Raw genomic sequence first — 25,830 nt, 5'->3', positions numbered from 1 at the left:
ATCATATAGATGGCCGGCATTGGTTTTGAACTGCGGCGGTTGCTACGCCAGGATAGCTATTTCAGCCTGCTGCGTGCCTATGGCTACGCGGGATTGATCAGTTCCGGCCCCTGGGTGCTGTCCATTCTGGCGGTCATGGCACTGGGCATCTTGTCAGCAGCAGCTAGCCCCGCCAACACCCCCCATGTGACAGCGTTTCTGGTGTCTGTCACCTGGCTTGTCGCCGGGTCGCTACTGCTGACATCACTGGTACAGTTGCTGTTTACCCGCTTTGTTGCCGACCGGCTGTTTGAAAAGCGCGATGCCACGATCCTGCCCAACGTGATGGGGCTGCTGACGTTGGTCATGCTGGTAGCCGCCTCCGTTGGTAGCGCCCTGCTGTGGTGGACTTTCGGACAGACACCCTGGCTCTATCAACTGGAAATGCTGGTCAGCTTTGTGGTGCTTTGCATGATCTGGTGCGTCACCGTGTTTGTCGCAGGAATAAAAGCCTACCGTCAGGTACTACTGGCGTTTGCCGTTGGCTATGGGGCCACGTTTGTTGGCGGCATGCTGCTCAACGATTATGGGCTTGAGGGCCTGCTGGGTGGCTTTGTGATTGGCCAGAGCCTGCTGCTTTTCATGCTACTGGCCATGGTAATTCGACATTACCCAAGTGATCGACTGTGGGCCTTCGAGTTGCACCGTGCCGGGCAGTGCCAGCGTTCGTTGATCGCCATTGGGCTGTTCTATCAGGCCGGTATTTGGGCAGACAAGCTGGTGTTCTGGTTCAACCCGGCCACATCCGAGCCCATTATTGGCCCGCTGCGCGCCTCGCCGATTTACGACCTGCCTATCTTTTTGGCCTATCTTTCCATTGTGCCGGGAATGGCGGTATTCATCATGCGCATGGAAACCGACTTTGCCGAGCGATGCCATGCCTATTACGACGCCATAAGAGGTGGAGACACACTGGGACATATTGAGACACTGCGCGGTGAAATGGTCGCCAGCGTTCGCCACGGTATCTACGATATTTTTAAAGTACAGGGCATCACGGTGGCCGGACTGCTACTCAGCGGCCCATTATTATTTACCTGGCTGGGGTTTTCCCACTGGTACTTGCCGCTTTTCAATATCGATATTGTGGCCGTGGGAATCCAAGTACTGCTGATGGCCATCCTGAACGTGCTATTTTATCTTGACCGTCTCAAACCGGCACTTTGGCTTTGCCTGCTATTCTTGTTAAGCAACCTTGTATTCACGCTACTCAGTCAACTTCTCGGCCCAGTGTTCTACGGTTATGGATACGCACTATCGCTTCTTTTTACATCTTTAGTTGGCTTGGCCGTACTGGACCATGAGTTTGAACATTTGACTTACCAAACGTTTATGCTGCAACCCAGCAAGGGTTAATCCGGAGAGACCGCTAGCGACTGGGGTACGAGCTTACCAAGCCCGTGCAGGGTTCGCTTGAGGGCGCCCTGCTGGGCATTGATTACCGCCAGGCCAGCCTGGCCTTTTTGTTGCGCATCACAGGGATGGTCAAAATAACTCATCAGCATCTCGGCGAGGGCATCGGGGCTATCCACTAGAACGAGGGCGCCGGCGGCTAACAGTGGCTCGGCCACGTCAGTAAAGTTTTCGATTGAGGGCCCGCTCAACACAGGCCTGCCCAGGGCAGCGGGCTCCAGCACGTTTTGGCCGCCCAGGGGGACCAAACTGCCTCCCACGTAAGCCACACTGCCCGCCGCATAGAGCAGCGCCAATTCCCCCAGCGTATCCGCCAGGTAGACCTGGGTCTGCTCCGTTACGACTTGCTGTTCGCTGCGACGGCTGAGCAACCAGCCCTCATCGCGGCACAGGTAGGCAACCTCATCAAACCGCTGGGGATGGCGGGGCACCAGAACTAAAAGCGCGTTTGGATGGCGCTTACGCAACTGAGCATGCGCCTCGAGTAATAGTGTTTCTTCACCATCACGGGTGGAGCCCGCTACCCATACCGGGCGCCCACCCCACTGACGATGTAAGTACTCACCCTCCTCGAAAACCTTATCCTGAGGGGGGATTTCAAATTTCAGCGACCCCACCACGCTGGTTACCTCAGCGCGGCAACCCAGCGCGTTAAAGCGCTCGGCATCTTCCGGTGACTTGGCAGCCAGCCAGCTAACGTTAGCCAGGGCGTCAGTCATCAAGGGTCGCCAGCGCCGATAACGCTGGTAGGCGCCAGACGATAGCCGACCATTGACCACGGCCACAGGCACTGTCTGACAACGGCAGGCGTGTAGCAGGTTGGGCCAGAGTTCGGTTTCAAACAGCAGCGCCATCGCGGGTTTTACCCGATCGACAAAACGCCTGGCCGCGCCTGGATAGTCGAGCGGCAGGAAGCGGTGAACAAGCCGCTTCTGTTCGCTTTCAGGTTGTTCATGGATGAGCGCCTGGGCCTGCTGAGCGCCCGTGGCGGTCATGGTAGTGATCAGCAGGCTGTGCCGGGGATAGCGCTCCAGCAAGCCCTCTATCAGCGGGCGGGCAGCACGCACCTCGCCCACCGAGGCGCAGTGCAACCAGAGGCGCGGCGCTGAAGGCAGTGGATCAAGACACATACCAAGGCGCTGCAAACGGGAGTAAGTAGGTACTTGCTCTCGCCAGATACGCCACATGATCAATGGCGAAAGGGCATACAGTGCCGCTGAGTAAGCAAGCCGAGGCCAGTTGGGTGCCGCCATTAGCGCTCGCGATCCAGGATCGAGCTGATCATCGCTGTGGTTGAGACACCATCTTCAAAGCCCAGTACTTTCACCTCACCGCCATTGGCAATCACCGCTTTTCCACCGACAATATCCTCTGGCCGATAGTCGCCGCCTTTGACAAGAATATCCGGCAGTACGGCTTCGATGAGCGCTTGTGGGGTGTCATGGCTGAAGGGGACGACCCAATCTACCGCCCCCAACCCTGCCAGTACCTGCATACGGCGATGGAGTGGATTGATAGGCCGCGTCGGGCCTTTTAGGCGGCCGATGGAGGCATCGTCATTGACTGCCACAATCAACCGATCCCCCAACCGTTTTGCCTGTTCAAGATAGGCCACGTGGCCCGCGTGCAAAATATCGAAGCAGCCGTTGGTCATGACCACTCGCTCGCCCCGGGTCTGGGCAGCTTGTACGGCCTCTACCAGTTGGGTTGGCTCAATCACCCCGAATTCAGCAAGCTTATCGCCGTGCAGGGCGGTATAAAGCTCGGCGATCGACAACGTAGCAGTACCCGGCTTGGCCACTACCAACCCTGCCCCCAGATTGGCCAGCATCATGGCCTCGGGCAACTCATGGTTTGCCGCCATTGCCAACCCCATCAGGCCAATCACGGTATCGCCGGCGCCCGTCACATCAAAGACTTCCTGAGCACGGGTTGGTAAATGCAACGGTTCATGCCCCTCGTAAATCAACGTCATGCCTTTTTCGCTGCGCGTGATCAATAGCGCGTCCAACGCCAGCTCAAGGCGCAATGCTTCACCACGCTTTGAGAGCTCTGCATCACTGCTACAATGGCCGACTATTGTCTCGAACTCCGTCAAATTCGGCGTTATCAGGCTGGCGCCGCGGTACTTACTGAAATCGCTACCCTTGGGATCGACCAGCACCGGCTTACCTTGGGCTCGCGCCAGGGCGATCAGCTTCTCCACCTGGTTCAAGGTGCCCTTACCGTAGTCGGACAGAATCATCACGTCGCAATCAGGCAGCGCCTGCTCCACCTGGGCCAGCAAATCCGTGGTATCGACACCGTCCAGACGCTCCTCGAAGTCCAGGCGCAGCAACTGTTGGTTGCGACTCATGACCCGAAGCTTGGTAATCGTGGGTATCTCCCCGCTATACTGAAAGTGAGTACTTACATTCGAAGCCGACAATTGATGCGAAAGCAACTCGGCATTTTCATCTGCGCCCACCAATCCTGCCAGGCCAACCCGTGCCCCTAACGCCGCAATATTCAACGCGACGTTCGCCGCTCCGCCGGGACGATCATCCGCATCCTCGACGCGCACCACCGGCACAGGCGCTTCCGGCGATATGCGCGAGGTGCCACCGTGCCAATAGCGGTCTAGCATCACATCACCCACCACAAGAACGCGGGCATGCTCCAGGGCGTTTAAATCAACTTTCATCGGTGGTTCCTGTTGTTGGGCGCGCAGCCGTATGTGTCAGCAGTGCCTCGAACTTGGCAATCACGTCATCGGTTTTGATGAGTCCCATGGCGTCGGCATGGCGAACGCGCTGTCCCCAGCTTACCTCTTCCACCAATTTTTGCTGGTAGGTATACAGCGCCTCCGGGTAGGCATTAACGGCGAAATCTCGCCATAGATAGGGCGCCGCGCGCTGCGGGTTGGTCGTCGCGTAAAGTCCTAGTGTCGGGGTCCCCATGGCGTTAGACATATGCGCAGGACCGGTATCCGGCGAAACCACCGCACGCGCGCCATCAACCAACGCTAAAAGACCTTTTAACGACGTCTGACCAATGGCATTGATCACGCTGCCTGGCTGGCAGAGCATTTCAATTTGCTCCCCGATCTCCCGCTCGAGGGAGCTGCCTCCTCCAGTCAACACGCTTTTCAGTCCGTGCTGTACCCACGCATATTCAATGACGCTTGCATACCCTTCCACCGACCAGTTACGGAAATTACGCAGCCGCACGTTACTGCATGGATTAATCACCAGATAAGGGGCTTCACCGCTGATCAAACGCGCTTCATCATAAGCGGCAGAGGGTACCGGCAAATTCCACTCCAGGGGTCCTTCTTCGACACCCATCAAACGCGCGAAATCCATGAAGGATTCCAGCACATGGGGGTTGGTCCTGGGCGCAATATGGAGCTGGGTAAACCGGTGCTGGGCATCTTTGGCCCGCGCCTTGTCATAGCCCACACGCACATTGGCCTTCAGCCCCAGCGATAAAATACTCGCCCGAATGGCTTGCTGCATGTGCAAGAGCACGTCAAAACGCGTATCCGCAAGCTCGCGCCATAGAGCGCGCATTCCCTTGAGCCCCGTCGATTTGTCGTACACAACAAACTCGACCCCGGACAGGCCGGCCAGTAAACTGTATTCCCCTTTGCCGATGATCCAGGTAATGCGCGCTTGTGGCCACTGGCGCTGCAACGCTCGCACGGTGGGCACAAGGTTGCAGACGTCTCCTAACGCCGAGAGACGCAGAATCGCAATATGGTTAGGTTGAGCAGGCAGAGAGGGCTTCATGCGCTTAGCGGCACTCCGGCAAGGAAATAGTCTGATTTTACATGATGCAGACAGTTTATGTGACGCTGCCATGTCACACCAACCCGATCCCGCTCTGTTCAGCGCTGAATACTGGCGATCCCGCGATTTAGTGGTCGGTGAAGCCCCTGGCCGGGGCAGCAGCCTTTTTTTGCAGGCTACCCCTGAAGAGCAATGGGTTTTGCGCCCTTACCGGCGAGGCGGTCTAGTCGCCAAGCTAAGCCAAAAACGCTATTTCTGGGTAGGTGCTGAGCGCACCCGCGGCTTTCGCGAAATGCGCCTCACGGCCAACCTGTTCGAGCAGGGTTTACCTGTTCCACGCCCTATCGCCACCTGCGTGGTTCGTCACGGACTCAGCTACGAAGCCGCCTTGATCACGCAACGCATCACCGGCGCAAAAGCGCTCGCCGAGTTGATCGTCAGCCACCTGGCAGATGAAGCGCTCTTGCAACGCGTAGGTGCCATGATTCGACGCTTTCACCGTGCCAAGCTTGATCATGTCGATCTGAACGCCCGCAATATTCTGGTCGATGCCAGCGGCACGCCATGGCTGATTGACCTGGACCGCTGTCGGTTGCGCCAACCGGGGAAGTGGCAGAGCGCCAATCTGGAGAGGCTTGAGAGGTCCATTCACAAGTTTGATTCCAGTCTATCGATCTCCTCTATTCTGCAAGGATATCGCGCTACGAGTTGATCAAACGCGGCCGTATTGATCCTCGAAGCGAATAATATCGTCTTCACCCAAGTAGCTGCCGGACTGAACCTCGATCAATTCGAGAGGCAGCGTGCCGGGGTTTTTCAGCGCGTGAATCTGGCCGATGGGGATATAGGTCGACTCGTTTTCACACACAAGGTAGGTCGCCTCTCCGTTAGTCACTTCCGCCGTGCCGGATACCACTATCCAGTGCTCTGCCCGGTGATGATGCATCTGTACCGAGAGCTTGGCACCCGGATTCACCGTAATACGCTTGACCTGATAACGCTGGCCCCTATCAACCGATTCGTAGCGCCCCCAGGGACGATAGACAACGCGATGATTGTTGAACTCGTCGCGACCTTCAGCCTTGAGTCGCTCGACGATTTTTTTAACGTCTTGCGTCTTATGCCGATCAGCGACTAATACCGCATCCTTGGTTTCGATAATGACCAGGTCTTCCAAGCCTATCGCAGCCACCAGGCGACTCTCGGAACGCAGCATGGTATTGCGAGTATCTTCCTGGATAACATCACCATGATAGCTGTTACCCGCCTCACACTTATAGCTTAACTCCCATATGGAAGCCCAGGCTCCCAGATCGCTCCAGCGCGCCGCCAAGGGCACGACGGCGGCATGCTGTGTTTTCTCCATCACGGCATAATCGACCGAGATGTCCTCGCATCGGGCGAAAGCCTCGTTGTCGATGCGCGTAAAATCCAGGTCATTCTCTAGCTGAGCCATTGCCTGATGGCAAGCATGCAGCATATCGGGGTGGAAGCGCTCCAGCTCTTGCAGGTAGCAGCTCGCTCGAAACAGGAACATGCCGCTATTCCATAGATATTCACCACTTTCCAGGTAAGCAGTCGCCGTCGCCGCATCAGGCTTTTCGACAAAACGCCTGACACCAAAGCCCTGCCCCAGTGATGTCCCCTGCTGAATATAACCGTAACCAGTTTCTGGGAAGGTGGGTACCACACCGAAGGTGACCAAATAATCAAGCTCTGCGAGAGCCTGCGCCTTCTTGATACTGTCATGGAACGGCACAATATCCTGAACCTGATGGTCAGCCGCCAACACAAGCAGTAAAGGGTCATCGCCGTCTTGTGTCGCGGCAATGGCCGCCAATGCAATCGCGGGCGCCGTATTGCGCCCGACCGGTTCCAGCAATATGAGACGATTATCCGACCCTATCTGGCGTAACTGTTCTGCTACCAGAAAACGGTGTTCCTCATTGCATATGACGATGGATGATTGTGTTTCAAGCCCGTCCAGACGCCCTAGCGTCTTTTGCAGCATGGTAGGCCCACCATCCAGTGACAGGAATTGTTTGGGATGCAATTGACGCGATAATGGCCATAGTCTCGACCCAACACCACCCGCCAGGACAACAGGCAATAATGACATATCAGAATATTCCTAGGGTTATGAGGGCGCCACAGTATTGATTGCCGGGGCTCGAAAAGGTTCGGGTATCAGGCTGTAGCATAAACAATGCATATCAGGGATTTGTCTTTCTTTTTAAAGAAAAAACACTCACCCACTCTCAACTTGCCATCCCCAAGTGTTAGTTACCAGCCCTCCTGATACTCGACTATACACATAGACGTCCAATCCAACCTTCTGAGGGCTTGTTTCGTGTAAGCTGGTTCTATGGCACGCTAACAGATACTTCCTGCAACTTCCCGATATCAGCCTGATGACTTGCTAACGCCCTGGCACCTGTTCTCAAGGATATCTTTCACATCTGTACTGCAATTTCTGAGACACCTGCTGTCGCGATCCACAATTCGCGATGCGCCCAGCGGCTCCAATACAGCCCTATTATGCAACCTCCGCTACACCAAAAGGATTCACCTTCATGAAGGTATTGATTGTCGTTCGTACGTTAAAAATTGGTGGGATGGAACGCGTAGCGGTGAACCTCGCAGACAGCTTTGCAGAACAGGGGCATGAGAGCCACTTGATGTATTTCAAGTCGCGCCCACCCCAGTTGGAACCGAGCAATGACCACGTCAATGTTCATCATTTCGAGCTTGCACGTGCCATGTGGACATCAGGTATAGGCGGCGTCATCGAGATCGCCGCACGCCTGTTCAATAGCGTTTTACGCAAAAGCTATTTTTTATTATCAGGATGGTGGGGCGGAAAACTGTTTAAGCGCGAAATACGCCGCCTAGAGCGCCAATACGGCTCTTTTGACCGAATTATCTTTCGTGGTATTGGCACCTTCGAAACGGTTTGGTCTTTCCAGGACACGCGCGCCTGTTACGTTCTTGAAAATATCGTCAAGCCAACCTTAGGCCACAATGCCTGGTTGGAGCGACTGAAAGCACGCTGCCTATTTCATAATAAACATCTAATTACCGTTTCTCACGGGGTCGAAAAACAAATAGCGACGACAATGCAGGCGCTAAAGGTAGAGCCTTTATCATTGAAAACCATCACAAATCCCTGCCCTGTAGCCGCCATCCAGCAGGCCATGAAAGATGACTTCCCGGAGCGACCCAATTTCCCTTATTTACTCAACGTGGCCCGCTTAGTACCGCAAAAGAACCATGACCTCCTGCTGAGGGCGTATGCCAAAATGAAAACGCCCCTCCCGCTTGTGATTGTCGGCGAGGGGCCATTACGCAAAGAACTGGAGGCGCTTGCCATTGAGCTTGGAATTGCTGAGAACGTTATTTTTGCGGGCCGCCAATTAAATCCTTACCCATGGATGCACCATGCTCGTTTGTTTATCCTGAGCTCGGCACATGAAGGTCTTGGCATCGTACTGCTCGAAGCGCTGGCCTGCCAAACCCCTGTTGTTTCGGTCGATTGTCCAGGCGGGGTACGTGATATCATGACCGGTGATTTGGAAGCTTACCTGTGTGAAATGACACCGGAGGCGTTAGCAGCCCGTGTTGATGGCATTCTTGACGCTGGCGGCTACGCTATTGATGAAGGTTGGCTGGAACGTTTTTCACCAGCACACATTACTTCTGCCTTTTTGCAAGAGATGCCTGTTTCATGATATCGGCTAATATTATTGCCTTTAACGAAGAAGCCAATATTGCGGACTGTATTGCTTCCGCTCGCCAGGTTTGTGATGACGTTGTTGTCGTAGATTCAGGCAGCCAGGATCGAACCGTGGCGATTGCGACCGAGTTGGGTGCCAGAGTGGTACATCAGGCATACTTGGGCGACGGCATTCAGAAAAATGTTGCACTTGAACATGTCAAGTATGACTGGGTTCTGAGTCTGGACGCTGATGAACGTCTTACCCCAGAGATGGTAGAAGCGATTCGTCAGCTTGAGCTCGCGGCAACCGAGCACGACGCCTTTGCCTTTCGGCGACGCAACATGATTGGATCACGCTGGATCCAGGTCTGCGGCTGGTATCCAGATTACTGTATTCGACTCTACAACCATCGCCATGCACGCTTTGCTGACGTCAAGCAGCACGCAAAAGTCATCGCCGCCAATCCAAAGCGACTTGATGCGGATATGATACACCACTCTTTTGATAACCTTGGGCAACTGTTTGCCAAGCCAGGGCGTAATTTCAGTGGTCGCGCGGCCAAAATCATGTTCCAGAAAGGGAAGCGGGCTAACGCTTTCTCACCGTTTGCACATGGGCTGAATGCTTTTGTGCGTAAATATGTATTACAGCGCGGCTTTATGGGCGGGGTTGATGGCATGACCGTTGCAGTCAGCGCGGGGCTCAATAGCTATTTGAAGTATGCCAAGCTACTCGAGTATCAACGTGATCCCAAAGTGCTTGAAGCGGAAGATTTTAATAAGGTTTGGTGATCAATGCACATTACTCATGTCAATTTGGCGCGCGGATTTCGTGGCGGCGAGCGCCAAACTGAGTTATTAATCAAGACATTGGCAGAGCAGTCACACAACGACCTTTCACAAACACTGGTTTGCCGTCGCGACTCTCCCATGCGTCAACACCTGCATGGCGTAACGAAACTCACGTTTCAGACGGCCGATCATCAGTTGGCCGGACACTTTCATCTCGGCGACACTCAGTTGGTACATGCTCACGATGCAAAAGGCGTTCATTGGGCCTATTTGCACTATCGTTTAAAAGGCACACCCTATTTAATTACTCGTCGTGTTGATGCACCCGTTAGGAAAAAGTGGTTTAACCAGCAAAGTTACTCGCATGCATCCGCCCGAGTTGCCCTTTCCCAAGTTATAAAGCACCTTCTGGAAGACAGCCAGTGGGGCAATGTAACGTTGATACCGAGTGCCTATTCACGTTTGACGCCTAAACTTGAGGCCGCCAACAGTTTTCGTGAGGATTTTAGGGATAAATTCTTGGTAGGCCACGCAGGCGCCGTGGTCGATAGCCATAAGGGTCAGCGAGTGCTACTGAAGGCTGCGCAGATGCTTGAACATCAAGCGCCGGATATACACTTTATTTTTTTAGGTGATGGTAAAGATGCAGAGGCACTAAAAGCAGAGTCGTCGTCGCTTGGCAATGTCTCCTGGCTCGGATTTAAAAGCGATATTGCCAATTATCTGGCTGGCCTGGATATATTTGCATTTCCGTCACGTAATGAGGGATTGGGTTCTGTTATTCTGGATGTCATGCAGCTAGGCATCCCCGTCATTGCCACTGATGTAGGCGGCATACCCGATATCGTCAAACATGAGCATACGGGATTACTTATTCCCTCCAGCGATGCTGAATCGCTGGCTAAAGGGATTATTCGTTTACGTGAAGATCCAGCTCTTCGTCAACAGTTAGCTCAAGAGGCCACTGAGCATTTGGATCAATACAGCCCTCAGTCAATGGCAGCATCTTACTGGCATCTCTATCAATCAATAGTGAATTAACATTATGCTTGCAACGTCTGCAAAAGCACATAAAAACTTTCACAAGCTTAGCTTTTATGCCCGACATACCTTTCACCGCCTGATTCCAGGGGCTTTTCTTCAGCGTCAACGAAAAAACTTGCTTCGCAAGCTTAAGAGCTTTTCAGAGGACGAGCGGCAAATAATACTTAATCGTGTTAATTACTGCAATCAACTGAATGATAACGTTGAACTTCCCGAGCAGGCCATAACGCTATCTAGTTTCAAGCGTGAGAAAAGTGGCACTTATTACTTGGATTTACTCAGCGTATTGCGCTATTTTCCACCTGAGCTACGCTTCTGTCATCGCTTTGGTGATGTAACCACTGTGCCCGACGTGCCAACCTTGGTTAAAAGCCGCCCCATCAGTGACCACAATCAAAACTCTGTTTTACTTAAGTTAAACCGCGTTCGTCATTACTACACAGTAAAAGATCCTTACCGCTATGATGCCAAGCTTGACCTCGTGGTATGGCGTGGTTCTTGCCATCAAGAGCATCGGCGTCAATTCATCCGAGACTTTTACGATCATCCGCTATGTAATGTGGGTGACATTCACAAAAATGCGCTTGGCCAGCCTTGGCATAAACATTTCATGTCGGTCCCGGCGCAATTGAAGTATAAATTTGTGATGAGTATCGAAGGCAAGGATGTTGCAACCAATCTCAAATGGATAATGGCCTCTAACTCACTGTGCTTCATGAGACGACCACGCTTTGAAACATGGTTCATGGAAGGCACATTGCTGCCTGGATATCACTATGTGCTACTCAAGGATGATTACTCTGACCTTGAAGATAAAATCATCTACTACCGGGAACACCCCTGCGAAGCAAAAGAGATTATTCGCAATGCCAACCGTTACGTAGATCAATTTATGGATACCGAAAAAGAACGTTTGGTTGGCCTATTGGTTATGCAAAAATATTTCGAGCGTACCCATCAATTTTTCTCTCATTAACGCTATTATTAACATCCACCGATCTCGCTTCAATTTGATTCTCACTATTTAAATCAGGTAAATGTCATCATTCATTATCGCTTTTTCTCTAAACTGGATAACGTTAGGTTAGCCATCATTGCCATCACCCTGATCGGTCTCTCCCTTGGCTATGCGATCACCGTGCTAACCCGCCTACCCTTGTGGACGCTGTTCCTGTTTGCTCTCGCCTGGTTAAGCGTCGGTATAAAGTTACGCTGGGGGCGGCCTCTCAATGCACGTTACCGCAAAGTATGGCCGTGGTCGCTTGCGCCGTTAAGTCTATGGGGTGTTTATATCTACCTGGCAGACAGCTTCGGTAATGTCGACTTGGGGGCTGTTTTTTTCCATCTCCAGGCAGGCATGGCTGAGCATGGCGGTGCAGGCAAGATGATTACCGCCCTTGTTTATACACTGAGCATGCTTGCTGTATTGGCTTCTGTCACCTGGCTGTCCCGCCATGATCAACGTTGGCGATTGATAGAACGCTTTCTGGCGATTGGGCTTCTCGCCAGTAATCCTTTGCTTTTCGGGCTGGGCCAGCGCAGCGCGGCAGTGGTGGCCGACAACGCTGATTGGCTGGATCAGCGCTATGTAGCCCCACCTACATCTAATCAGAAAGAAGCCCCTAACTTGCTTGTACTTTATTTGGAAAGCATCGAGCGCACTTATGATGCCACCCAGTTTGGCGATGCTTACGATGACCTTAACCGCCTCGGTGAACGGGGCGTTGTCTTTGAGGGTATTCAGCAAATGGAGAATACCGGCTGGACCATGGCCGGTATGATCGCCAGTCAATGCGGTGTTCCCCTGATGCCAGCGGGGCTTCTCCATGACAGTCAGTTCGAACCATTGAAGAGTGTTGTTCCAGGTATTGACTGCCTGGGCGATATTCTAGCCGCCCAAGGATACCGACTCAGCTACCTGGGTGGGGCCAGCACGGAGTTTGCTGGCAAAGGCTTATTCTACCGCGGCCATCAGTTTCAACGCGTTCAAGGCAAGGAAGAGCTCGTACAGCGACTCGATGACCCGGACTACGTCAACAGTTGGGGAATCTACGATGACAGCCTTTATGACATGACAGTTGAAGAAATTCGTCGGCTTGACGAAGCAGATAACGGCCCCTGGGGGGTAGTGACGCTGAGTATTTCAGGCCATGCCCCCAACGGATTTCCTGCCCAGCGCTGTCGCGAACGTCAGGGCCCTTTTGATGAGCAAGACATTCTTTACTCAGTTGAGTGCTCTGCCTGGCTGGCACGCGATCTGATTAATCGCCTGAACAATGAAGGGTTATTGGATGACACCGTCGTGGCGATCATGAGTGATCACCTCACCATGCGCGTATCAGTATGGGACGAGCTGACCACGATGGATCGTGAAAACACCTTCATGCTACTGGGTGACCATTTGCCTCCCCAGCGAATTCAGCGAAATGCCACCATGCTGGATGCCTTCCCCACGATTCTTGAGGCTCTCGACTTCACATTGGATGGACACCGAGCGGGGCTGGGCGTCTCGCTGCTGAGCGATCAGGAAACCCTGGTGGAGCGTCATGGCCTGGATACTTTGAACGAGCACTTACGAGAGGAAACCGCCCTGCAGCACCGACTGTGGGAGGGGCTGGCACCCCAGCGTCAGGAACCCAGTCCCTCTCCACAGGAGCAGGTGATTGAAACGCCGGCAGACCGAACCGATGAAGTCGACATTATGCGTTAACGATCACTTTTTCACGCTGCCGGTCGGCCAAAATTGCCTGATAGACGGATTCTACGTGTAACTTATTCAAGCAGTTAGTATGGCCCAATGGGCAGGTACGCTCAAAACATGGGGAGCAGGAAAGTTCAAGATAATGAATCACCGCATTATCGGTAAGCGGTGGTGTGTAAGCAGGCGAAGAAGAACCATAAAGCGCATGTATCCGCACACCGACTGCGGCCGCTACGTGCATAAGACCCGAATCATTGGTCACGACCTGGCGACAGTCGGCAAGCAGGTCCACCGCATCTGCCAGGGCCGTCTTACCACATAGATTGTGGGCCTGGGGGAGCCCTTTCACAATCGTGTCAGCGCCTTCATGGTCTTTGGGACCACCAAAAACACGTATTTCATAGCCATCGGCAATAAGCTTTTGGGCTAATTGTCGAAAGTAGTCGAGTGGCCACTGTTTCGCCGGTCCATATTCAGCCCCCGGCATCATGCCTATCGCCGGACGGGATGAAAGCATATTGGCCAGTCGTAAATTGACCAGATTGTCCCGGTCAATGGTCAGGCGCGGCTTGGGGATCGCAAAATCCCCTGTCGCCGCCTCATCAAGCGGCAACCCTAACGAGACAAATCGCTTCACGGTTTGATCCAATACTTGCTTATCCAGCTTGCGGCGCTCTTTCAAGAGGCCATAGCGATGCTCTCCGAGAAATCCGATACGCTCAGGAATACGTGCCATAAAGGGCACCAATGCGGCTTTCCAGGACCGGGGCAGCACAATCGCCCGATCAAAACGTCCTTTCAGACGATTGGCAAGTTCGCGCCGACTGACAAGACCAAACTCGCCGTGGCCTACTGCCAGGGGCAGCACCTCATCCACCTCGGGCATTCGTTCCAGAATAGGCTGTGACCATGCGGGTGCGACCACCCCGATGGTGGCATTGGGATAACGTGCTTTAAGGGTCATGAACAGGCTCTGGGCCATCACCATATCGCCCACCCAGGAAGGCCCGATAACCAGTAGCCGCATGGCGGAATTAGCCATTGAGCCACTCCAGATACGCTTTGACACCCTGGGCAACCGTTTTGAATTCGACATCGCAACCGGCTTCCCGCAGATTGCTTATGTCAGCACGGGTATAGCTTTGGTAACGCCCTTTCAGTTCTTCCGGGAAATCGATGTAATCGATTTGCCCCTTGGCGTAGAAATCGATGACCGCTTCACCAATCGCCTTAAACGGTTCCGCGCGGCCGGTACCCAGATTGAAAATACCCGAGGCACCTGGGTTATCCAGAAACCACAGGTTTACGTCGACAACATCGCCTACATACACAAAGTCACGGCTCTGCATACCGGCCTCATAGCCATCATAGGCACCAAACAGTTTCAGGGTTTCACCATTACGGATTTGCAGGTGGTGATGATACGCCACGCTGGCCATCTTGCCTTTATGCTGCTCTCTGGGGCCATACACATTGAAATACCGAAACCCCACAACCTGGGTTGTCAGCTCATCCCAGCGAGTACGCACGTGTTGATCGAACAGCAGCTTGGAGTAGCCATACACGTTGAGCGGTTTTTCACACTCAGGCACCTCCTTGAATACCTCGCTACCGCCATAGGTGGCAGCTGATGAGGCATACAAGAAGGGGATTCCCCGCAGCTCGCAGTAATTTAGCAGTACTTTGGAGTACTCGAAGTTATTTTCCATCATATAGTGGCCGTCCCATTCCGTCGTATCGGAACAGGCGCCCTCATGGAAAATAGCATCGATCTTGGGTAGATCGACGCTCTCTCCCCGCAATGCCGCTTTTACCCTGGCGAGAAAATCGTCTTTATCAAGATAATCCGCCAGGGTGCAGTCAGCCAAATTGACGAATTTGGTGCCATCGCGCAAATCATCAACCACCATTACATCGTTCCGGCCGCGGGCGTTCAGCGCTTTGACCAAGTTGGCCCCGATAAAACCGGCACCGCCTGTTATGACAATCATTTCATTCTCCTTACCAAAAACGGCTCTGTTGGCTCTCGTGCCTATAACCTATCTGCTTGGGATTGTATACTTGACGGCTTATGAATTCATGGCCAACGGTGCTTTCCGCGATGAGTGTCTCGACAAACCAATCGACGCCTGATGTGTCGACCTTTCAAGGCTTGATCCTTGCGCTGCAACAGTATTGGGCAGAACAAGGCTGTGTCATTCTCCAGCCGCTCGATATGGAGGTTGGTGCAGGCACTTTTCACCCCGCTACCTTCCTGCGTGCCATTGGGCCGGAGACCTGGAACGCTGCCTATGTCCAGCCGTCTCGCCGCCCTACAGACGGCCGCTACGGCGAAAATCCCAACCGCCTGCAGCATTACTATCAATTTCAGGTGGTCATGAAGCCGTCACCCAGCAATCTCCAGGACCTGTACCTTGGCTCATTGAAACGCCTAGGACTGGACCCGCTGATCCATGACGTGCGCTTCGTCGAGGACAACTGGGAATCCCCTACCCTCGGCGCCTGGGGGCTTGGCTGGGAAGTCTGGCTGAACGGCATGGAAGTCACCCAGTTTACCTATTTCCAGCAGGCCGGCGGTATCGAATGTTACCCGGTCACCGGCGAGTTGACCTACGGGCTTGAGCGCATCGCCATGTACCTGCAAAACGTCGACAGCGTCTATGACCTGGTTTGGGCCATTGCCCCCGACGGCAGCGAAGTCAGCTACGGCGACGTTTACCTGCAGAATGAACGCGAACAATCCGCCTATAACTTCGAACACGCTGACGTTGACCAGTTATTTGCTAACTTTGACCATCAGGAACAAGAGTGCAGCAAATTGCTGGCAGCCAGACTTCCACTGCCCGCTTATGAACAGGTGCTGAAGGCGTCGCATACGTTCAACTTGTTAGACGCGCGTCACGCCATTTCGGTCACCGAGCGCCAACGCTTTATTCTACGCGTTCGGACCATGGCACGGGACGTCGCCACTGCCTATTTTGAGTCGCGCAAAGCTGAAGGTTTCCCCATGGCCCCGGAATCACTGCGCAACGAACTACTCGCCGATCAGGGAGACGCATAATGGCTGTTGATACGCTTCTACTGGAACTGGGCGCTGAAGAGCTTCCGCCGACGGCCCTGGATGCGCTTTCAGATGCCTTCGCGGCCGGGATCGAAAAAGGCCTGCAGGAAGCTGACATTCCCTTTCAGGGCGTTACGGCTTATGCGACACCCCGCCGTCTGGCGGTGCAGGTGAAAAACCTAGCCGACAAACAACCTGACCGTGAAGTCGAGCGCCGTGGTCCAGCCCTGGCAGCCGCCTTCAAAGAGGGAGCGCCCACCAAGGCGGCAGAAGGCTTTGCGCGCTCTTGCGGTGTCAGCGTGGATGAATTGATCCACCTGGAAACCGACAAGGGCACCTGGCTTGGCTTTCGCGAACATCAGCCGGGTGAAAGTGTACAGGCGCTACTGCCCGATATTCTGCGCAAAGCGATCAGCGCGCTGCCCGTGCCCAAAAACATGCGCTGGGGTACCTCGCGAATAGAGTTCTCCCGCCCGGTTCATTGGCTTGTGACCCTTTACGGCAGCGATGTCATTGCCGCCGAGGCACTGGGTTTGCAAGCCAGCCGTACCACTTATGGTCATCGCTTCCACGCCCCGGATGCCATTCAGCTCGAGCATGCCGATGCTTACCTTGGCGCACTGGAAAACGCCTTTGTGCTGGCCGACCGTCAACAGCGCCGGGAGCGTATCCGCGAGCAGGTGCTGGCAGAGGCGGAAGTACAGGAAGCCAACGCGGTAATCGACGAAGACCTTTTGGTCGAAGTCAGCGGTCTGGTTGAGTGGCCCGTGGCACTGACCGGCAGCTTTGACGAACGCTTCCTGGAAGTGCCCGCCGAATGTCTGGTTTCCTCAATGAAGGCCAACCAGAAGTACTTTCATTTACTGGATGATCAGGGCAAGCTCAAGCCACTTTTCATTACCATCTCGAACATCGACAGCGCTGATCCTCAGCAGGTGATTTCAGGTAATGAAAAGGTCATTCGCCCGCGCCTGGCCGACGCGGCGTTTTTCTACGACACCGACCGTAAGCGTACCCTTGCTTCGCGTATTCCCCAGTTGGAAAGCGTGGTCTTCCAGCAGCAACTCGGGACCCTGGCCGACAAGGCACGCCGCAGCAGTGCTATCGCAAGCCACATTGCCGAAAGGATTGGCGGTGACGTCACCCATGCCCAACGCGCCGTTGCACTTGCCAAGTGTGATCTGGTGACCGAGATGGTACTGGAATTCCCTGAGCTTCAGGGCATCATGGGGCGTTACTACGCCGAGCAGGATGGCGAACCCGCTGACGTTGCCCAGGCACTTGAAGAACAGTACCTGCCCCGCTTTGCGACCGATGCCATTCCCCATAGTGCGACAGGCAAGGCGCTTGCTCTGGCTGACCGTCTGGACACCCTGGTCGGCATTTTCGGTATTGGTCAGCGGCCGACTGGCGCCAAAGATCCCTTTGCATTGCGTCGCGCCTCTATCGGTGTGCTGAACATCCTGGTCAAAGGCGAACTTAATCTCGACCTTCGTGAGCTGCTTAACGTGGCCGCTGAACAGTACCGGGATCTCCCCAAGGCGGAAGGACTAATCGATGATGTCCTGACCTACATGCTCGATCGTTTCCGCGCCTGGGGCCAGGAAGAAGGCATCAGCGCCGAAATGTACCTGGCTGTTCGCGCCCGCCCGGTGACCAAGCCGCTCGATTTCGCTCGCCGCCTGCGTGCCGTCAAAGCTTTCGCCCAGCGTGATGAGGCGGCTGCCCTGGCCGCAGCCAATAAGCGTGTTTCTAATATTCTCAGCAAGCAGGAACATGACGGCAGCACTCAGGTCGATCAAAGCCTGCTGCAAGAGCCGGCGGAACAAGCATTGTTCAATGCAGTAACCCTCAGCCAGCATCAGGTGACTCCGCTGTTTGCCGCCGGTGATTACCAGCAGGCGCTTGATGCGTTGGCAACGTTGCGCGAGCCGGTGGATAATTTCTTTGATCAGGTGATGGTGATGGCCGATGATGTGTCCATTCGCCGTAATCGCCTTGCATTGCTTGCCAGTCTTCAGGCGCTATTCCTTGAAGTGGCAGACATCGCCCAATTGCCTCAATAACGCCAACCCAGTATCTGATACGGTTTGAAACACGGAAAGCCCGGCACCCAGGTTGCCGGGCTTTTTTATACCCACAGCACTGTTTCACGTGAAACATTCGCGCTTTTATTGATCCGCTTTTAATCTAAGGCTAAAGCGAAAGCACCACCATCACCCAAGGATACCTATGCTGAGTGCTCACCAGTTGGTCATTCTCGATCGCGACGGCGTTATCAACCATGACTCTGACGCCTACATCAAATCTTTGAGCGAATGGGTCCCCTTACCCGGCGCTATCGAGGCCATCGCCAAGCTATCCCGCGCGGGCTTCACGGTTGCGATTGCCACTAACCAATCGGGCATTGCCCGGGGTTTTTACGATGAATCGACGCTGCAAGCCATGCACGACCATCTTCAAAGTCAAGTAAATGCCAAAGGTGGCCAACTTGCCCATATCGCCTACTGCCCACATGGACCAGACGATCACTGCGATTGCCGCAAACCGTTACCCGGCCTGCTTGCTGAAATACAGGAAAAACTGGAATTGGAGAGCCTTGAGGGCAGCTGGATGGTCGGTGATAGCCTGAGAGATCTTCAAGCAGGTGAAGCGGTTGGCTGTCGACCGGTACTGGTCAAAACGGGCAAAGGGGAAAAAACGCTCTCCAGGAATATAGGTCTGGAGAAGGCACTGGTCTATCGCGATCTGGCAGAGTTTGCTGATTGGCTGTGTGACCAACAACAGATAATTCCTCAGCCATAAAAAAACGCTGCTCCTGAGCGGGCAGCGTTTTTCATCAGGCAAAGCACCGACTGTTTCACGTGAAACAGCGTGCTAGATATCGATATTCGCCGTCAGCGCATTGGATTCAATAAAGTCACGCCGCGGCTCAACTTCATCACCCATCAAGGTGTTGAACATCATGTCAGCCGCCACCGCGTCTTCAATGGTGACCCGCAGCATACGACGACTATCAGGATCCATCGTGGTATCCCAGAGTTGTTCCGGGTTCATCTCACCAAGGCCTTTGTAACGCTGCACAGAAAGGCCACGCTGACCTTCCTGCATCAGCCAGGCCAGCACTTCAGAGAAGTGGGCAACCGGCTTCTGGCGCTCGCCTCGAGCGATATAGGCACCTTCTTCAAGAAGACCGTTAATCGTGCCACCCAGCGCCGCAATGGCACGGTAATCTGCACTTTCAAAGAAATCCAGACCCCATACATACTCGGTCGTCACACCATGAGCAATGAGCGATACGGCTGGCAGGTGAAGATCACGCTCCGTGTCTTCGTGGAGATAGAACTGATAACGCGGGCCGCCTTCATAGGCCACCATGTCATCCATGGCTTTTTGCAGCTCGGCAATCCAGTTTTCCATGGTAACGCGATCTTTAAGGCTTGCTTCACCCTCAAGAGCGGTGGCGTGAACAGCCTGCTTGAGCACTTCGATGGGGTATACCCGTGCAAGACGGTCAATACGCTTCATCACATTGCGGTACTGGTTAACCAACGATTCAAGCTGCGACCCGGCGATACCCGGCGCATCGGCATTGACATGGAGCCCTGCACCGTCCAGGGCTGTGGTCGTCAGGTAATCAACCATCGCCTGCTCGTCTTTGAGGTAAAGCTCTTGCTTGCCACGCTTGATCTTGTAAAGCGGTGGCTGCGCGATAAACACATGACCGCGCTCGATCAGCTCGGGCATCTGACGGAAAAAGAACGTAAGCAGCAGCGTTCGAATATGCGAGCCATCAACATCAGCGTCTGTCATGATGATGATGGAATGATACCGTAATTTGTCGGGATTAAACTCTTCGCGACCAATACCGCAGCCCAGCGCGGTTATTAGCGTGCCAACTTCCGCTGACGATAGCATCTTGTCGAAACGCGCCTTTTCGACGTTCAGTATCTTGCCTTTAAGCGGCAAAATCGCTTGCGTGCGACGGTCACGGCCCTGCTTGGCACTGCCACCCGCCGAATCACCCTCCACCAGATACAGCTCCGACTGGCTGGGGTCTTTTTCCTGGCAGTCGGCGAGCTTGCCAGGCAGCCCGGCAATATCCAGCGCCCCTTTACGGCGTGTCATATCCCGCGCCTTACGAGCCGCTTCACGCGCCCGTGCTGCATCAAGCATCTTATTGACGATTGCTTTGGCTTCGTTGGGCTTCTCGATCAAGTAGTCAGAAAATAGACGGCCCATTTCCTGTTCTACCGCGGTCTTAACTTCCGAGGAGACCAGCTTGTCCTTGGTTTGTGAGGAGAACTTCGGGTCAGGCACTTTTACTGAAATAATCGCGGTCAAGCCTTCTCGCGCATCATCACCCGAGGTATTGACCTTGGCCTTCTTGAGCAGACCTTCAGCCTCGATGTAATGGTTCAGCGTCCGCGTTAACGACGCGCGAAAGCCAGCCAGGTGCGCACCGCCATCGCGCTGGGGAATATTGTTGGTGTAGCAGAAAATACTCTCTGTAAAGGTATCGTTCCACTGCATGGCCACTTCCACTTCAATACCGTCCTCACGAACCGCGTTGAAGTGAAACACCGGGTTGAGCACTGATTTATTCTGGTTGAGGTGGTCAACAAACGCTTTCAAACCACCTTCATAATGGAAAAGCTCTTCCTTGCCACTGCGCTCATCCATCAAGCGGATGGCAACGCCAGAATTCAGGAAGGACAACTCCCTTAGCCGTTTCGCCAGAATATCATAGTGGAATTCGATACTGGTGAACGTCTCCGGTGAAGGCCGGAAATGCACTCGCGTACCACTCTTTTCTGTCGTGCCCACAACGGCGAGGGGAGCTTGGGGAACACCGTGGTGATAAACCTGTTCAAAAACGTCTCCCTGGCGCCAGATCGTCAGCCGCAGCTCTTCGGACAAGGCGTTGACCACGGAAACGCCCACACCATGGAGCCCCCCGGAAACCTTATACGAATTATCGTCAAACTTACCGCCTGCGTGCAGGACGGTCATGATGACTTCAGCGGCCGATACGCCTTCACCTTCGTGAATCTCGGTAGGCACACCGCGTCCATTATCGCTGACCGTGACGGATTCATCAGGGTGAATAACCACACGAATTTCGCTGCAGTGGCCAGCCAGGGCTTCATCGATGGAGTTATCCACCAACTCGAAGACCATGTGGTGCAGCCCGGTGCCGTCGTCTGTATCGCCGATGTACATGCCTGGACGCTTGCGTACCGCATCCAGCCCCTTGAGCACCTTGATGCTTGATGAATCGTAAGCCTGCTCGCTCATTGACCACTCCGTCGTGAAGTCTGTCTCTATCCGTGTCGTCTACCCTTCAGGCATTAACTGACTCAATCCATTATCCGCATGTTTCACGTGAAACATCCTTACATGGGTTTGAGCCTGCCATGTTTGCCTTAAAGCATCAGGTTCGACGCTGGTAATAAATACTTGGCACTGCATATCTTCCAGTAATTGACAAAACCTTAACCGATGCAACTTGTCTAGCTCGGCGGGCAAGTCGTCAATCAAATAGATGCAATGCCGCTGTGACGCTCTTTCCAGAAGCCGACCCTGCGCTAGCTTGAGCGCACTCACCACCAGTTTTTGTTGGCCTCGGGAAAGAACTTCTATCGCAGGTTGCTTATTAAGCTTGATGCGCAAGTCTGCTCGCTGAGGGCCTTGCTGCGTAAAGCCCATTTGCTGATCGGTTGAACGGCTAGCCTGCAGTACATCAACCAACGACCTTCTTTTATCCCAGCCTCTCGCATAGTGAAGCGTTAAACCGGGTAGTGGGAGTAGCCATTCGAGGGTTTCTTCAAATACAGGGAGAAACTCAGCGAACCAGTCCCGTCTTAGCGTATCTATTTGCTCACCCCAGTTAGCAAACTCTTGCTCCCAGATGGCAAACTCCTGAGGCTCTATTCTACCATGCCTCAACAAGGCATTCCGATGTTTCAACGCTCGACGCGTTCGCTTCCATATTTCGAGAAAACCATGTTTCACGTGAAACACACCCCAGTCCAGGAATTCACGACGACCTGAGGGGGAACCTTCCAAAAGGCGAAAAGCATCAGGATTGATGAGTTGAAGCGGCATGGCTTCCACCAGATCCGCTAGGCGGGCGTTCTTATCACCCTTGATACGCAGTTCCAGCTCGCTGGTGGCGCGCAAGCGACGGACCCCTAGTGCAACATCAGGCTCTCCGGACAAACGGCCATACAGCGTTACGTGGGGCGCATCCGTTTGAATCGCATGCTTGAGCTGACGTGTCCTGAATGACCTGCCCATGCCCAGGATATGAATGCCTTCCAGCAAGCTTGTTTTACCGCTTCCGTTAACGCCATTAATCACGTTGATACCGGGCGACGGTGCCATATCCACAGGCTGCAAGTTGCGAAGACCATCGAAATTAAGCTGAAGAAGACCCATTCACCCGTCACTTATTTTGTGCGCCCTGAAACATAGCGACGGCGCCCATACGCCGTCACTCGGTAAATTATCGCCAACTGAGGACTTTATAGACGCATCGGCATGACAACGTAGAGTGCGTCACCCCCACCCGGCTCTTCCAGAAGCGCACTGCTATTGGGGTCTGCAAGGGTGATTTGTACGCGGTCTTCATCCAGTACGCCCATCACATCGACCAGATAGCCGACGTTAAAACCAACTTCCATGGCCGAGCCCGTATATTCAACGGCAATGTTCTCTTCCGCTTCTTCCTGTTCAGGGTTATTGGCCATTACCTTGAGGTTATTTTCCTCGAGATAAAGGCGTACACCACGGTACTTCTCATTGGACAGGATAGCGGTGCGGGAAAGCACTTGGCGGAGTTCGGCGCGCTCAGCAATTAAAACCTTGTCACCGTTGCGCGGTACCACACGCTCATAGTCGGGGAATTTTCCATCAATCAGCTTGGACGTGAACGTAAAATCACCGGTGTGCGCCCTCACATGCGTGGATCCTAATGTCAGGCTCACCGGCTCATCGCTATCGTCAAGCAAACGGGACAATTCGAGAATCCCTTTACGGGGAACAATGAGCTTCTGTGACTGATCAACGGTCACGTCCACCGGCCGCGAACACATCGCCAGGCGATGCCCATCAGTCGCCACGGTGCGCAGGAGGTTGCTCTGAATCTCGAGCAGCATACCGTTCAGATAATAGCGAACATCCTGCTGGGCCATGGCGAAGGATGTCGCTTCGATCAGGTGTTTCAGCGTACCACGCGGAACACTCAATTCCTGGCTGCCTTCGGCATCTTCAATAGATGGAAACTCAGCGGCGGGAAGCGTCGACAGTGTGAAGCGAGACCGACCACTCCTCAGGACAGCGCGACCCTCTTCAACCGCTAGCTGTATATCTGACTGATCAGGGAGCGACTTACAAATATCCATCAACTTGCGGGCCGGCACGGTTGCCGAGCCTTCTTGATCCACCTGACTGGCGACAGTGCGGCCAACCAATTCGACTTCCAGATCAGTGCCCGTCAGGGCCACCTGGTCACCGTCTACCTGGATCAGCACATTCGATAAAACAGGCAATGTCTGACGGCGCTCTACCACCCCTGCTACCAAGGTAAGCGGACGTAGCAGCGCCTCTCGGGAAATCGAAAATTTCATCAATACTCCGTTGTCTATCCTGAAAGACCTGCTGAAACAGGTCCGTCCTGGTTGATTAACTGGTCAGTAGGCGTAACAGGTTCTTATAGTCTTCGCGAATATCGGCGTTTTCTTCCTGCAACACTTTCACCTTGCGGCAGGCATGTAACACCGTCGTGTGATCACGACCGCCAAACGCATCGCCAATCTCAGGCAGACTGTGATTGGTCAATTCCTTGGCAAGCGCCATGGCAACTTGACGGGGCCTTGCAACCGACCGGGAACGCCGTTTGGATAATAAATCGGCAACCTTGATTTTGTAATATTCCGCTACCGTTCGCTGGATATTGTCGACGCCCACCTGCTTGTCTTGTAGCGCCAACAAGTCTTTAAGCGACTCACGTATAAAGTCCTGGGTAATGGTCTTGCCCATGAAGTGCGAGTCAGCAATCACTTTTTTGAGGGCACCTTCAAGCTCGCGCACGTTCGATCGAATCTTCTGGGCAATAAAGAACGCCGCATCATGGGGCAAGTCGACTTTGGCCTGATCCGCTTTTTTCATCAAAATAGCCACACGGGTTTCCAACTCAGGCGGCTCAATAGCGACAGTAAGGCCCCACCCAAAGCGTGATTTCAGGCGTTCTTCGACACCACTGATTTCCTTGGGGTAGCGATCCGACGTCAGAATCATTTGCTGACCGCCTTCCAATAACGCATTAAAGGTATGGAAGAACTCTTCCTGAGAGCGCTCTTTACCGGCAAAAAATTGAATATCATCAATGAGTAACGCATCAACACTACGGTAAAAACGCTTGAAGTCATTGATGGCATTGAGCTGTAGTGCCTTCACCATATCGGCCACGAAACGCTCTGAGTGAAGGTAGACCACACGCGCATTTTCACGGCGCAACGCCAGACCATTACCAACGGCATGCATCAAGTGGGTTTTACCCAGACCAACACCGCCATACAAGAATAGCGGGTTATAGGCCCCACCCGGATTTTCGGAAACCTGGCGAGAAGCCGCGCGCGCGAGCTGGTTGGATTTACCTTCCACGAAAGTATCAAAAGTAAAGTTAGGATTTAGCCCGCTGGTATGCTTGAGCCCACCCTCAACCTGAACCTGGCGCTCGTTCGAACGCCGGTCTGAACCACTTCCCTCCTCGCGTAGCTGATCGATTTCACGCTCGTCAGCAATATCGCCCCGTGGCGGCGTATGAACAGCCGCCGACGCACGCGGTGCCGGAGAGGCCGAGACCGGATTACCCAGATCACGGGGTTGGGGGGCAGGTGCTGCTGGCCGTCGACTACCTACCGTGAGGCTAACCTTGGGAGGTTTCGAAGGGGCAAGCTCGCGCATCAGTTCGCTAATCCGCTTGGCGTACTTGTCACTCACCCAATCGCGCACAAAGCGGTTAGGCGCCAACAAGCGCAGCTCGTTAGCCTCACTATCTTCAGCCTGCAGTGGACGTATCCACGTGTTGAACTGCTGCGAACTCAGCTCGTCCTGCAGGTAATTCAGGCACTGTTGCCAAAGCGCGAGTGACACACATCTCACCATCGGTTGAAAAAGGCCGACCATTGTAGCGTCCAACGGCGTGGTTATCCACACAGGACTGGGGCGTTTTAATAAGCTGTGGAAAACTTTTCAGGTGTCGAATTGATAGATATTCCAAGTGCTGATC

At 53.8% G+C, this 25,830-nt stretch carries 20 protein-coding genes; 10 read left to right on the top strand and 10 right to left on the bottom strand.

Annotated elements, in window-relative coordinates; all coding sequences use genetic code 11:
- The first annotated feature begins 9 nt into the window (after positions 1-9).
- On the top strand, positions 10-1,395 hold the full coding sequence (pelG, locus tag IT895_RS00100; protein ID WP_085919149.1) for an exopolysaccharide Pel transporter PelG: 1,386 nt from the start codon (positions 10-12) through the stop codon (positions 1,393-1,395).
- On the opposite strand, the gene waaA is transcribed toward pelG, so the two are convergent.
- The 3 genes from waaA to IT895_RS00085 are packed head-to-tail and all read right to left on the bottom strand — an operon-like array spanning position 1,392 to position 5,222.
- A complete protein-coding gene (gene waaA, locus IT895_RS00095; protein WP_199284392.1) occupies positions 1,392-2,705 on the bottom strand; it encodes a lipid IV(A) 3-deoxy-D-manno-octulosonic acid transferase in 1,314 nt (437 codons plus the stop codon). The genes pelG and waaA overlap by 4 nt on opposite strands.
- Positions 2,705-4,135: a bifunctional D-glycero-beta-D-manno-heptose-7-phosphate kinase/D-glycero-beta-D-manno-heptose 1-phosphate adenylyltransferase HldE gene (gene hldE, locus IT895_RS00090; RefSeq protein ID WP_199284391.1), complete on the bottom strand. Its 1,431-nt coding sequence runs from the start codon at positions 4,133-4,135 to the stop codon at positions 2,705-2,707. The genes waaA and hldE overlap by 1 nt, the downstream gene beginning before the upstream one ends.
- Positions 4,125-5,222, bottom strand: a complete 1,098-nt coding sequence (locus tag IT895_RS00085; RefSeq protein ID WP_199284390.1) for a glycosyltransferase family 9 protein — start codon at positions 5,220-5,222, stop codon at positions 4,125-4,127. The genes hldE and IT895_RS00085 overlap by 11 nt, the downstream gene beginning before the upstream one ends.
- On the opposite strand from IT895_RS00085, the gene IT895_RS00080 reads away from it, so the two are divergent.
- Complete coding sequence (locus tag IT895_RS00080) at positions 5,221-5,934, top strand: 3-deoxy-D-manno-octulosonic acid kinase (protein WP_199284389.1); 714 nt, start codon at positions 5,221-5,223, stop codon at positions 5,932-5,934. The genes IT895_RS00085 and IT895_RS00080 overlap by 2 nt on opposite strands.
- On the opposite strand, the gene IT895_RS00075 is transcribed toward IT895_RS00080, so the two are convergent.
- Positions 5,935-7,341: a mannose-1-phosphate guanylyltransferase/mannose-6-phosphate isomerase gene (locus tag IT895_RS00075; RefSeq protein ID WP_199284388.1), complete on the bottom strand. Its 1,407-nt coding sequence runs from the start codon at positions 7,339-7,341 to the stop codon at positions 5,935-5,937. It lies immediately after the preceding gene.
- 454 nt (positions 7,342-7,795) lie between these two features.
- On the opposite strand from IT895_RS00075, the gene IT895_RS00070 reads away from it, so the two are divergent.
- The 5 genes from IT895_RS00070 to IT895_RS00050 all read left to right on the top strand — a co-directional run bounded on the left by IT895_RS00070 (position 7,796) and on the right by IT895_RS00050 (position 13,483).
- On the top strand, positions 7,796-8,950 hold the full coding sequence (locus IT895_RS00070) for a glycosyltransferase (protein WP_199284387.1): 1,155 nt from the start codon (positions 7,796-7,798) through the stop codon (positions 8,948-8,950).
- On the top strand, positions 8,884-9,729 hold the full coding sequence (locus IT895_RS00065; RefSeq protein WP_233337317.1) for a glycosyltransferase family 2 protein: 846 nt from the start codon (positions 8,884-8,886) through the stop codon (positions 9,727-9,729). The genes IT895_RS00070 and IT895_RS00065 overlap by 67 nt, the downstream gene beginning before the upstream one ends.
- A 3-nt stretch (positions 9,730-9,732) precedes the next feature.
- Complete coding sequence (locus IT895_RS00060) at positions 9,733-10,770, top strand: glycosyltransferase family 4 protein (protein ID WP_199284386.1); 1,038 nt, start codon at positions 9,733-9,735, stop codon at positions 10,768-10,770.
- Between the two features lie 4 nt (positions 10,771-10,774).
- On the top strand, positions 10,775-11,749 hold the full coding sequence (locus tag IT895_RS00055) for a glycosyl transferase family 90 (protein WP_199284385.1): 975 nt from the start codon (positions 10,775-10,777) through the stop codon (positions 11,747-11,749).
- Between the two features lie 162 nt (positions 11,750-11,911).
- Positions 11,912-13,483: a sulfatase-like hydrolase/transferase gene (locus IT895_RS00050; protein WP_233337316.1), complete on the top strand. Its 1,572-nt coding sequence runs from the start codon at positions 11,912-11,914 to the stop codon at positions 13,481-13,483.
- On the opposite strand, the gene waaF is transcribed toward IT895_RS00050, so the two are convergent.
- Positions 13,473-14,516, bottom strand: a complete 1,044-nt coding sequence (gene waaF / locus IT895_RS00045) for a lipopolysaccharide heptosyltransferase II (protein WP_085919159.1) — start codon at positions 14,514-14,516, stop codon at positions 13,473-13,475. The two genes, IT895_RS00050 and waaF, sit on opposite strands and share 11 nt — an antisense overlap.
- Positions 14,509-15,465, bottom strand: a complete 957-nt coding sequence (rfaD, locus tag IT895_RS00040) for an ADP-glyceromanno-heptose 6-epimerase (RefSeq protein WP_199284384.1) — start codon at positions 15,463-15,465, stop codon at positions 14,509-14,511. The genes waaF and rfaD overlap by 8 nt, the downstream gene beginning before the upstream one ends.
- Positions 15,466-15,575: 110 nt before the next feature.
- Between rfaD and glyQ the strand changes: the two genes are divergently transcribed.
- The 3 genes from glyQ (at position 15,576) to gmhB (ending at position 19,340) form a co-directional block, all read left to right on the top strand.
- Positions 15,576-16,535 (top strand): glycine--tRNA ligase subunit alpha, encoded by a 960-nt coding sequence (gene glyQ, locus IT895_RS00035; RefSeq protein WP_085919161.1) that lies wholly within the window; start codon positions 15,576-15,578, stop codon positions 16,533-16,535.
- The gene (gene glyS / locus IT895_RS00030) at positions 16,535-18,601 is read left to right on the top strand and encodes a glycine--tRNA ligase subunit beta (protein WP_199284383.1); all 2,067 of its coding nucleotides are present in this window, start codon (positions 16,535-16,537) and stop codon (positions 18,599-18,601) included. Before glyQ ends, glyS begins: the two co-directional genes overlap by 1 nt.
- Before the next feature lie 166 nt (positions 18,602-18,767).
- A complete protein-coding gene (gene gmhB, locus IT895_RS00025; RefSeq protein ID WP_199284382.1) occupies positions 18,768-19,340 on the top strand; it encodes a D-glycero-beta-D-manno-heptose 1,7-bisphosphate 7-phosphatase in 573 nt (190 codons plus the stop codon).
- A 72-nt stretch (positions 19,341-19,412) separates the two neighbouring features.
- Here gmhB and gyrB read toward each other — a convergent pair whose 3' ends face one another.
- The 4 genes from gyrB to dnaA all read right to left on the bottom strand — a co-directional run bounded on the left by gyrB (position 19,413) and on the right by dnaA (position 25,694).
- On the bottom strand, positions 19,413-21,833 hold the full coding sequence (gene gyrB / locus IT895_RS00020) for a DNA topoisomerase (ATP-hydrolyzing) subunit B (RefSeq protein ID WP_199284381.1): 2,421 nt from the start codon (positions 21,831-21,833) through the stop codon (positions 19,413-19,415).
- A gap of 39 nt (positions 21,834-21,872) precedes the next feature.
- On the bottom strand, positions 21,873-22,976 hold the full coding sequence (recF, locus tag IT895_RS00015) for a DNA replication/repair protein RecF (RefSeq protein WP_085919165.1): 1,104 nt from the start codon (positions 22,974-22,976) through the stop codon (positions 21,873-21,875).
- An 86-nt stretch (positions 22,977-23,062) separates the two neighbouring features.
- The gene (gene dnaN / locus IT895_RS00010) at positions 23,063-24,166 is read right to left on the bottom strand and encodes a DNA polymerase III subunit beta (protein ID WP_066315588.1); all 1,104 of its coding nucleotides are present in this window, start codon (positions 24,164-24,166) and stop codon (positions 23,063-23,065) included.
- A gap of 55 nt (positions 24,167-24,221) precedes the next feature.
- Positions 24,222-25,694 carry a chromosomal replication initiator protein DnaA gene (dnaA, locus tag IT895_RS00005; protein WP_199284380.1) on the bottom strand — a complete coding sequence of 491 codons (1,473 nt, stop codon included), beginning with the start codon at positions 25,692-25,694 and terminating at the stop codon, positions 24,222-24,224.
- Positions 25,695-25,830: the final 136 nt, after the last annotated feature.

Source organism: Halomonas sp. A40-4 (assembly GCF_015767635.1).
In the GTDB taxonomy this organism is placed as follows: Bacteria; Pseudomonadota; Gammaproteobacteria; order Pseudomonadales; family Halomonadaceae; genus Vreelandella; species Vreelandella janggokensis.
The sequence above is the reverse complement of the archived record's forward strand: the minus strand, read 5'-3'. Positions and strand labels throughout refer to the sequence as shown.

What these genes read in the sequence shown, in the direction of transcription:
- hldE (WP_199284391.1), bottom strand. Translation starts at nt 4,135, where the DNA reads ATGAAAGTTGATTTAAACGCCCTGGAGCATGCCCGCGTTCTTGTGGTG.
- recF (WP_085919165.1), bottom strand. Translation starts at nt 22,976, where the DNA reads ATGGGTCTTCTTCAGCTTAATTTCGATGGTCTTCGCAACTTGCAGCCT.
- rfaD (WP_199284384.1), bottom strand. Translation starts at nt 15,465, where the DNA reads ATGATTGTCATAACAGGCGGTGCCGGTTTTATCGGGGCCAACTTGGTC.
- gmhB (WP_199284382.1), top strand. Translation starts at nt 18,768, where the DNA reads ATGCTGAGTGCTCACCAGTTGGTCATTCTCGATCGCGACGGCGTTATC.
- waaA (WP_199284392.1), bottom strand. Translation starts at nt 2,705, where the DNA reads ATGGCGGCACCCAACTGGCCTCGGCTTGCTTACTCAGCGGCACTGTAT.
- IT895_RS00060 (WP_199284386.1), top strand. Translation starts at nt 9,733, where the DNA reads ATGCACATTACTCATGTCAATTTGGCGCGCGGATTTCGTGGCGGCGAG.
- glyS (WP_199284383.1), top strand. Translation starts at nt 16,535, where the DNA reads ATGGCTGTTGATACGCTTCTACTGGAACTGGGCGCTGAAGAGCTTCCG.
- dnaN (WP_066315588.1), bottom strand. Translation starts at nt 24,166, where the DNA reads ATGAAATTTTCGATTTCCCGAGAGGCGCTGCTACGTCCGCTTACCTTG.
- IT895_RS00080 (WP_199284389.1), top strand. Translation starts at nt 5,221, where the DNA reads ATGCGCTTAGCGGCACTCCGGCAAGGAAATAGTCTGATTTTACATGAT.
- IT895_RS00070 (WP_199284387.1), top strand. Translation starts at nt 7,796, where the DNA reads ATGAAGGTATTGATTGTCGTTCGTACGTTAAAAATTGGTGGGATGGAA.
- pelG (WP_085919149.1), top strand. Translation starts at nt 10, where the DNA reads ATGGCCGGCATTGGTTTTGAACTGCGGCGGTTGCTACGCCAGGATAGC.
- IT895_RS00085 (WP_199284390.1), bottom strand. Translation starts at nt 5,222, where the DNA reads ATGAAGCCCTCTCTGCCTGCTCAACCTAACCATATTGCGATTCTGCGT.
- glyQ (WP_085919161.1), top strand. Translation starts at nt 15,576, where the DNA reads ATGAGTGTCTCGACAAACCAATCGACGCCTGATGTGTCGACCTTTCAA.
- waaF (WP_085919159.1), bottom strand. Translation starts at nt 14,516, where the DNA reads ATGGCTAATTCCGCCATGCGGCTACTGGTTATCGGGCCTTCCTGGGTG.
- gyrB (WP_199284381.1), bottom strand. Translation starts at nt 21,833, where the DNA reads ATGAGCGAGCAGGCTTACGATTCATCAAGCATCAAGGTGCTCAAGGGG.
- IT895_RS00075 (WP_199284388.1), bottom strand. Translation starts at nt 7,341, where the DNA reads ATGTCATTATTGCCTGTTGTCCTGGCGGGTGGTGTTGGGTCGAGACTA.
- IT895_RS00055 (WP_199284385.1), top strand. Translation starts at nt 10,775, where the DNA reads ATGCTTGCAACGTCTGCAAAAGCACATAAAAACTTTCACAAGCTTAGC.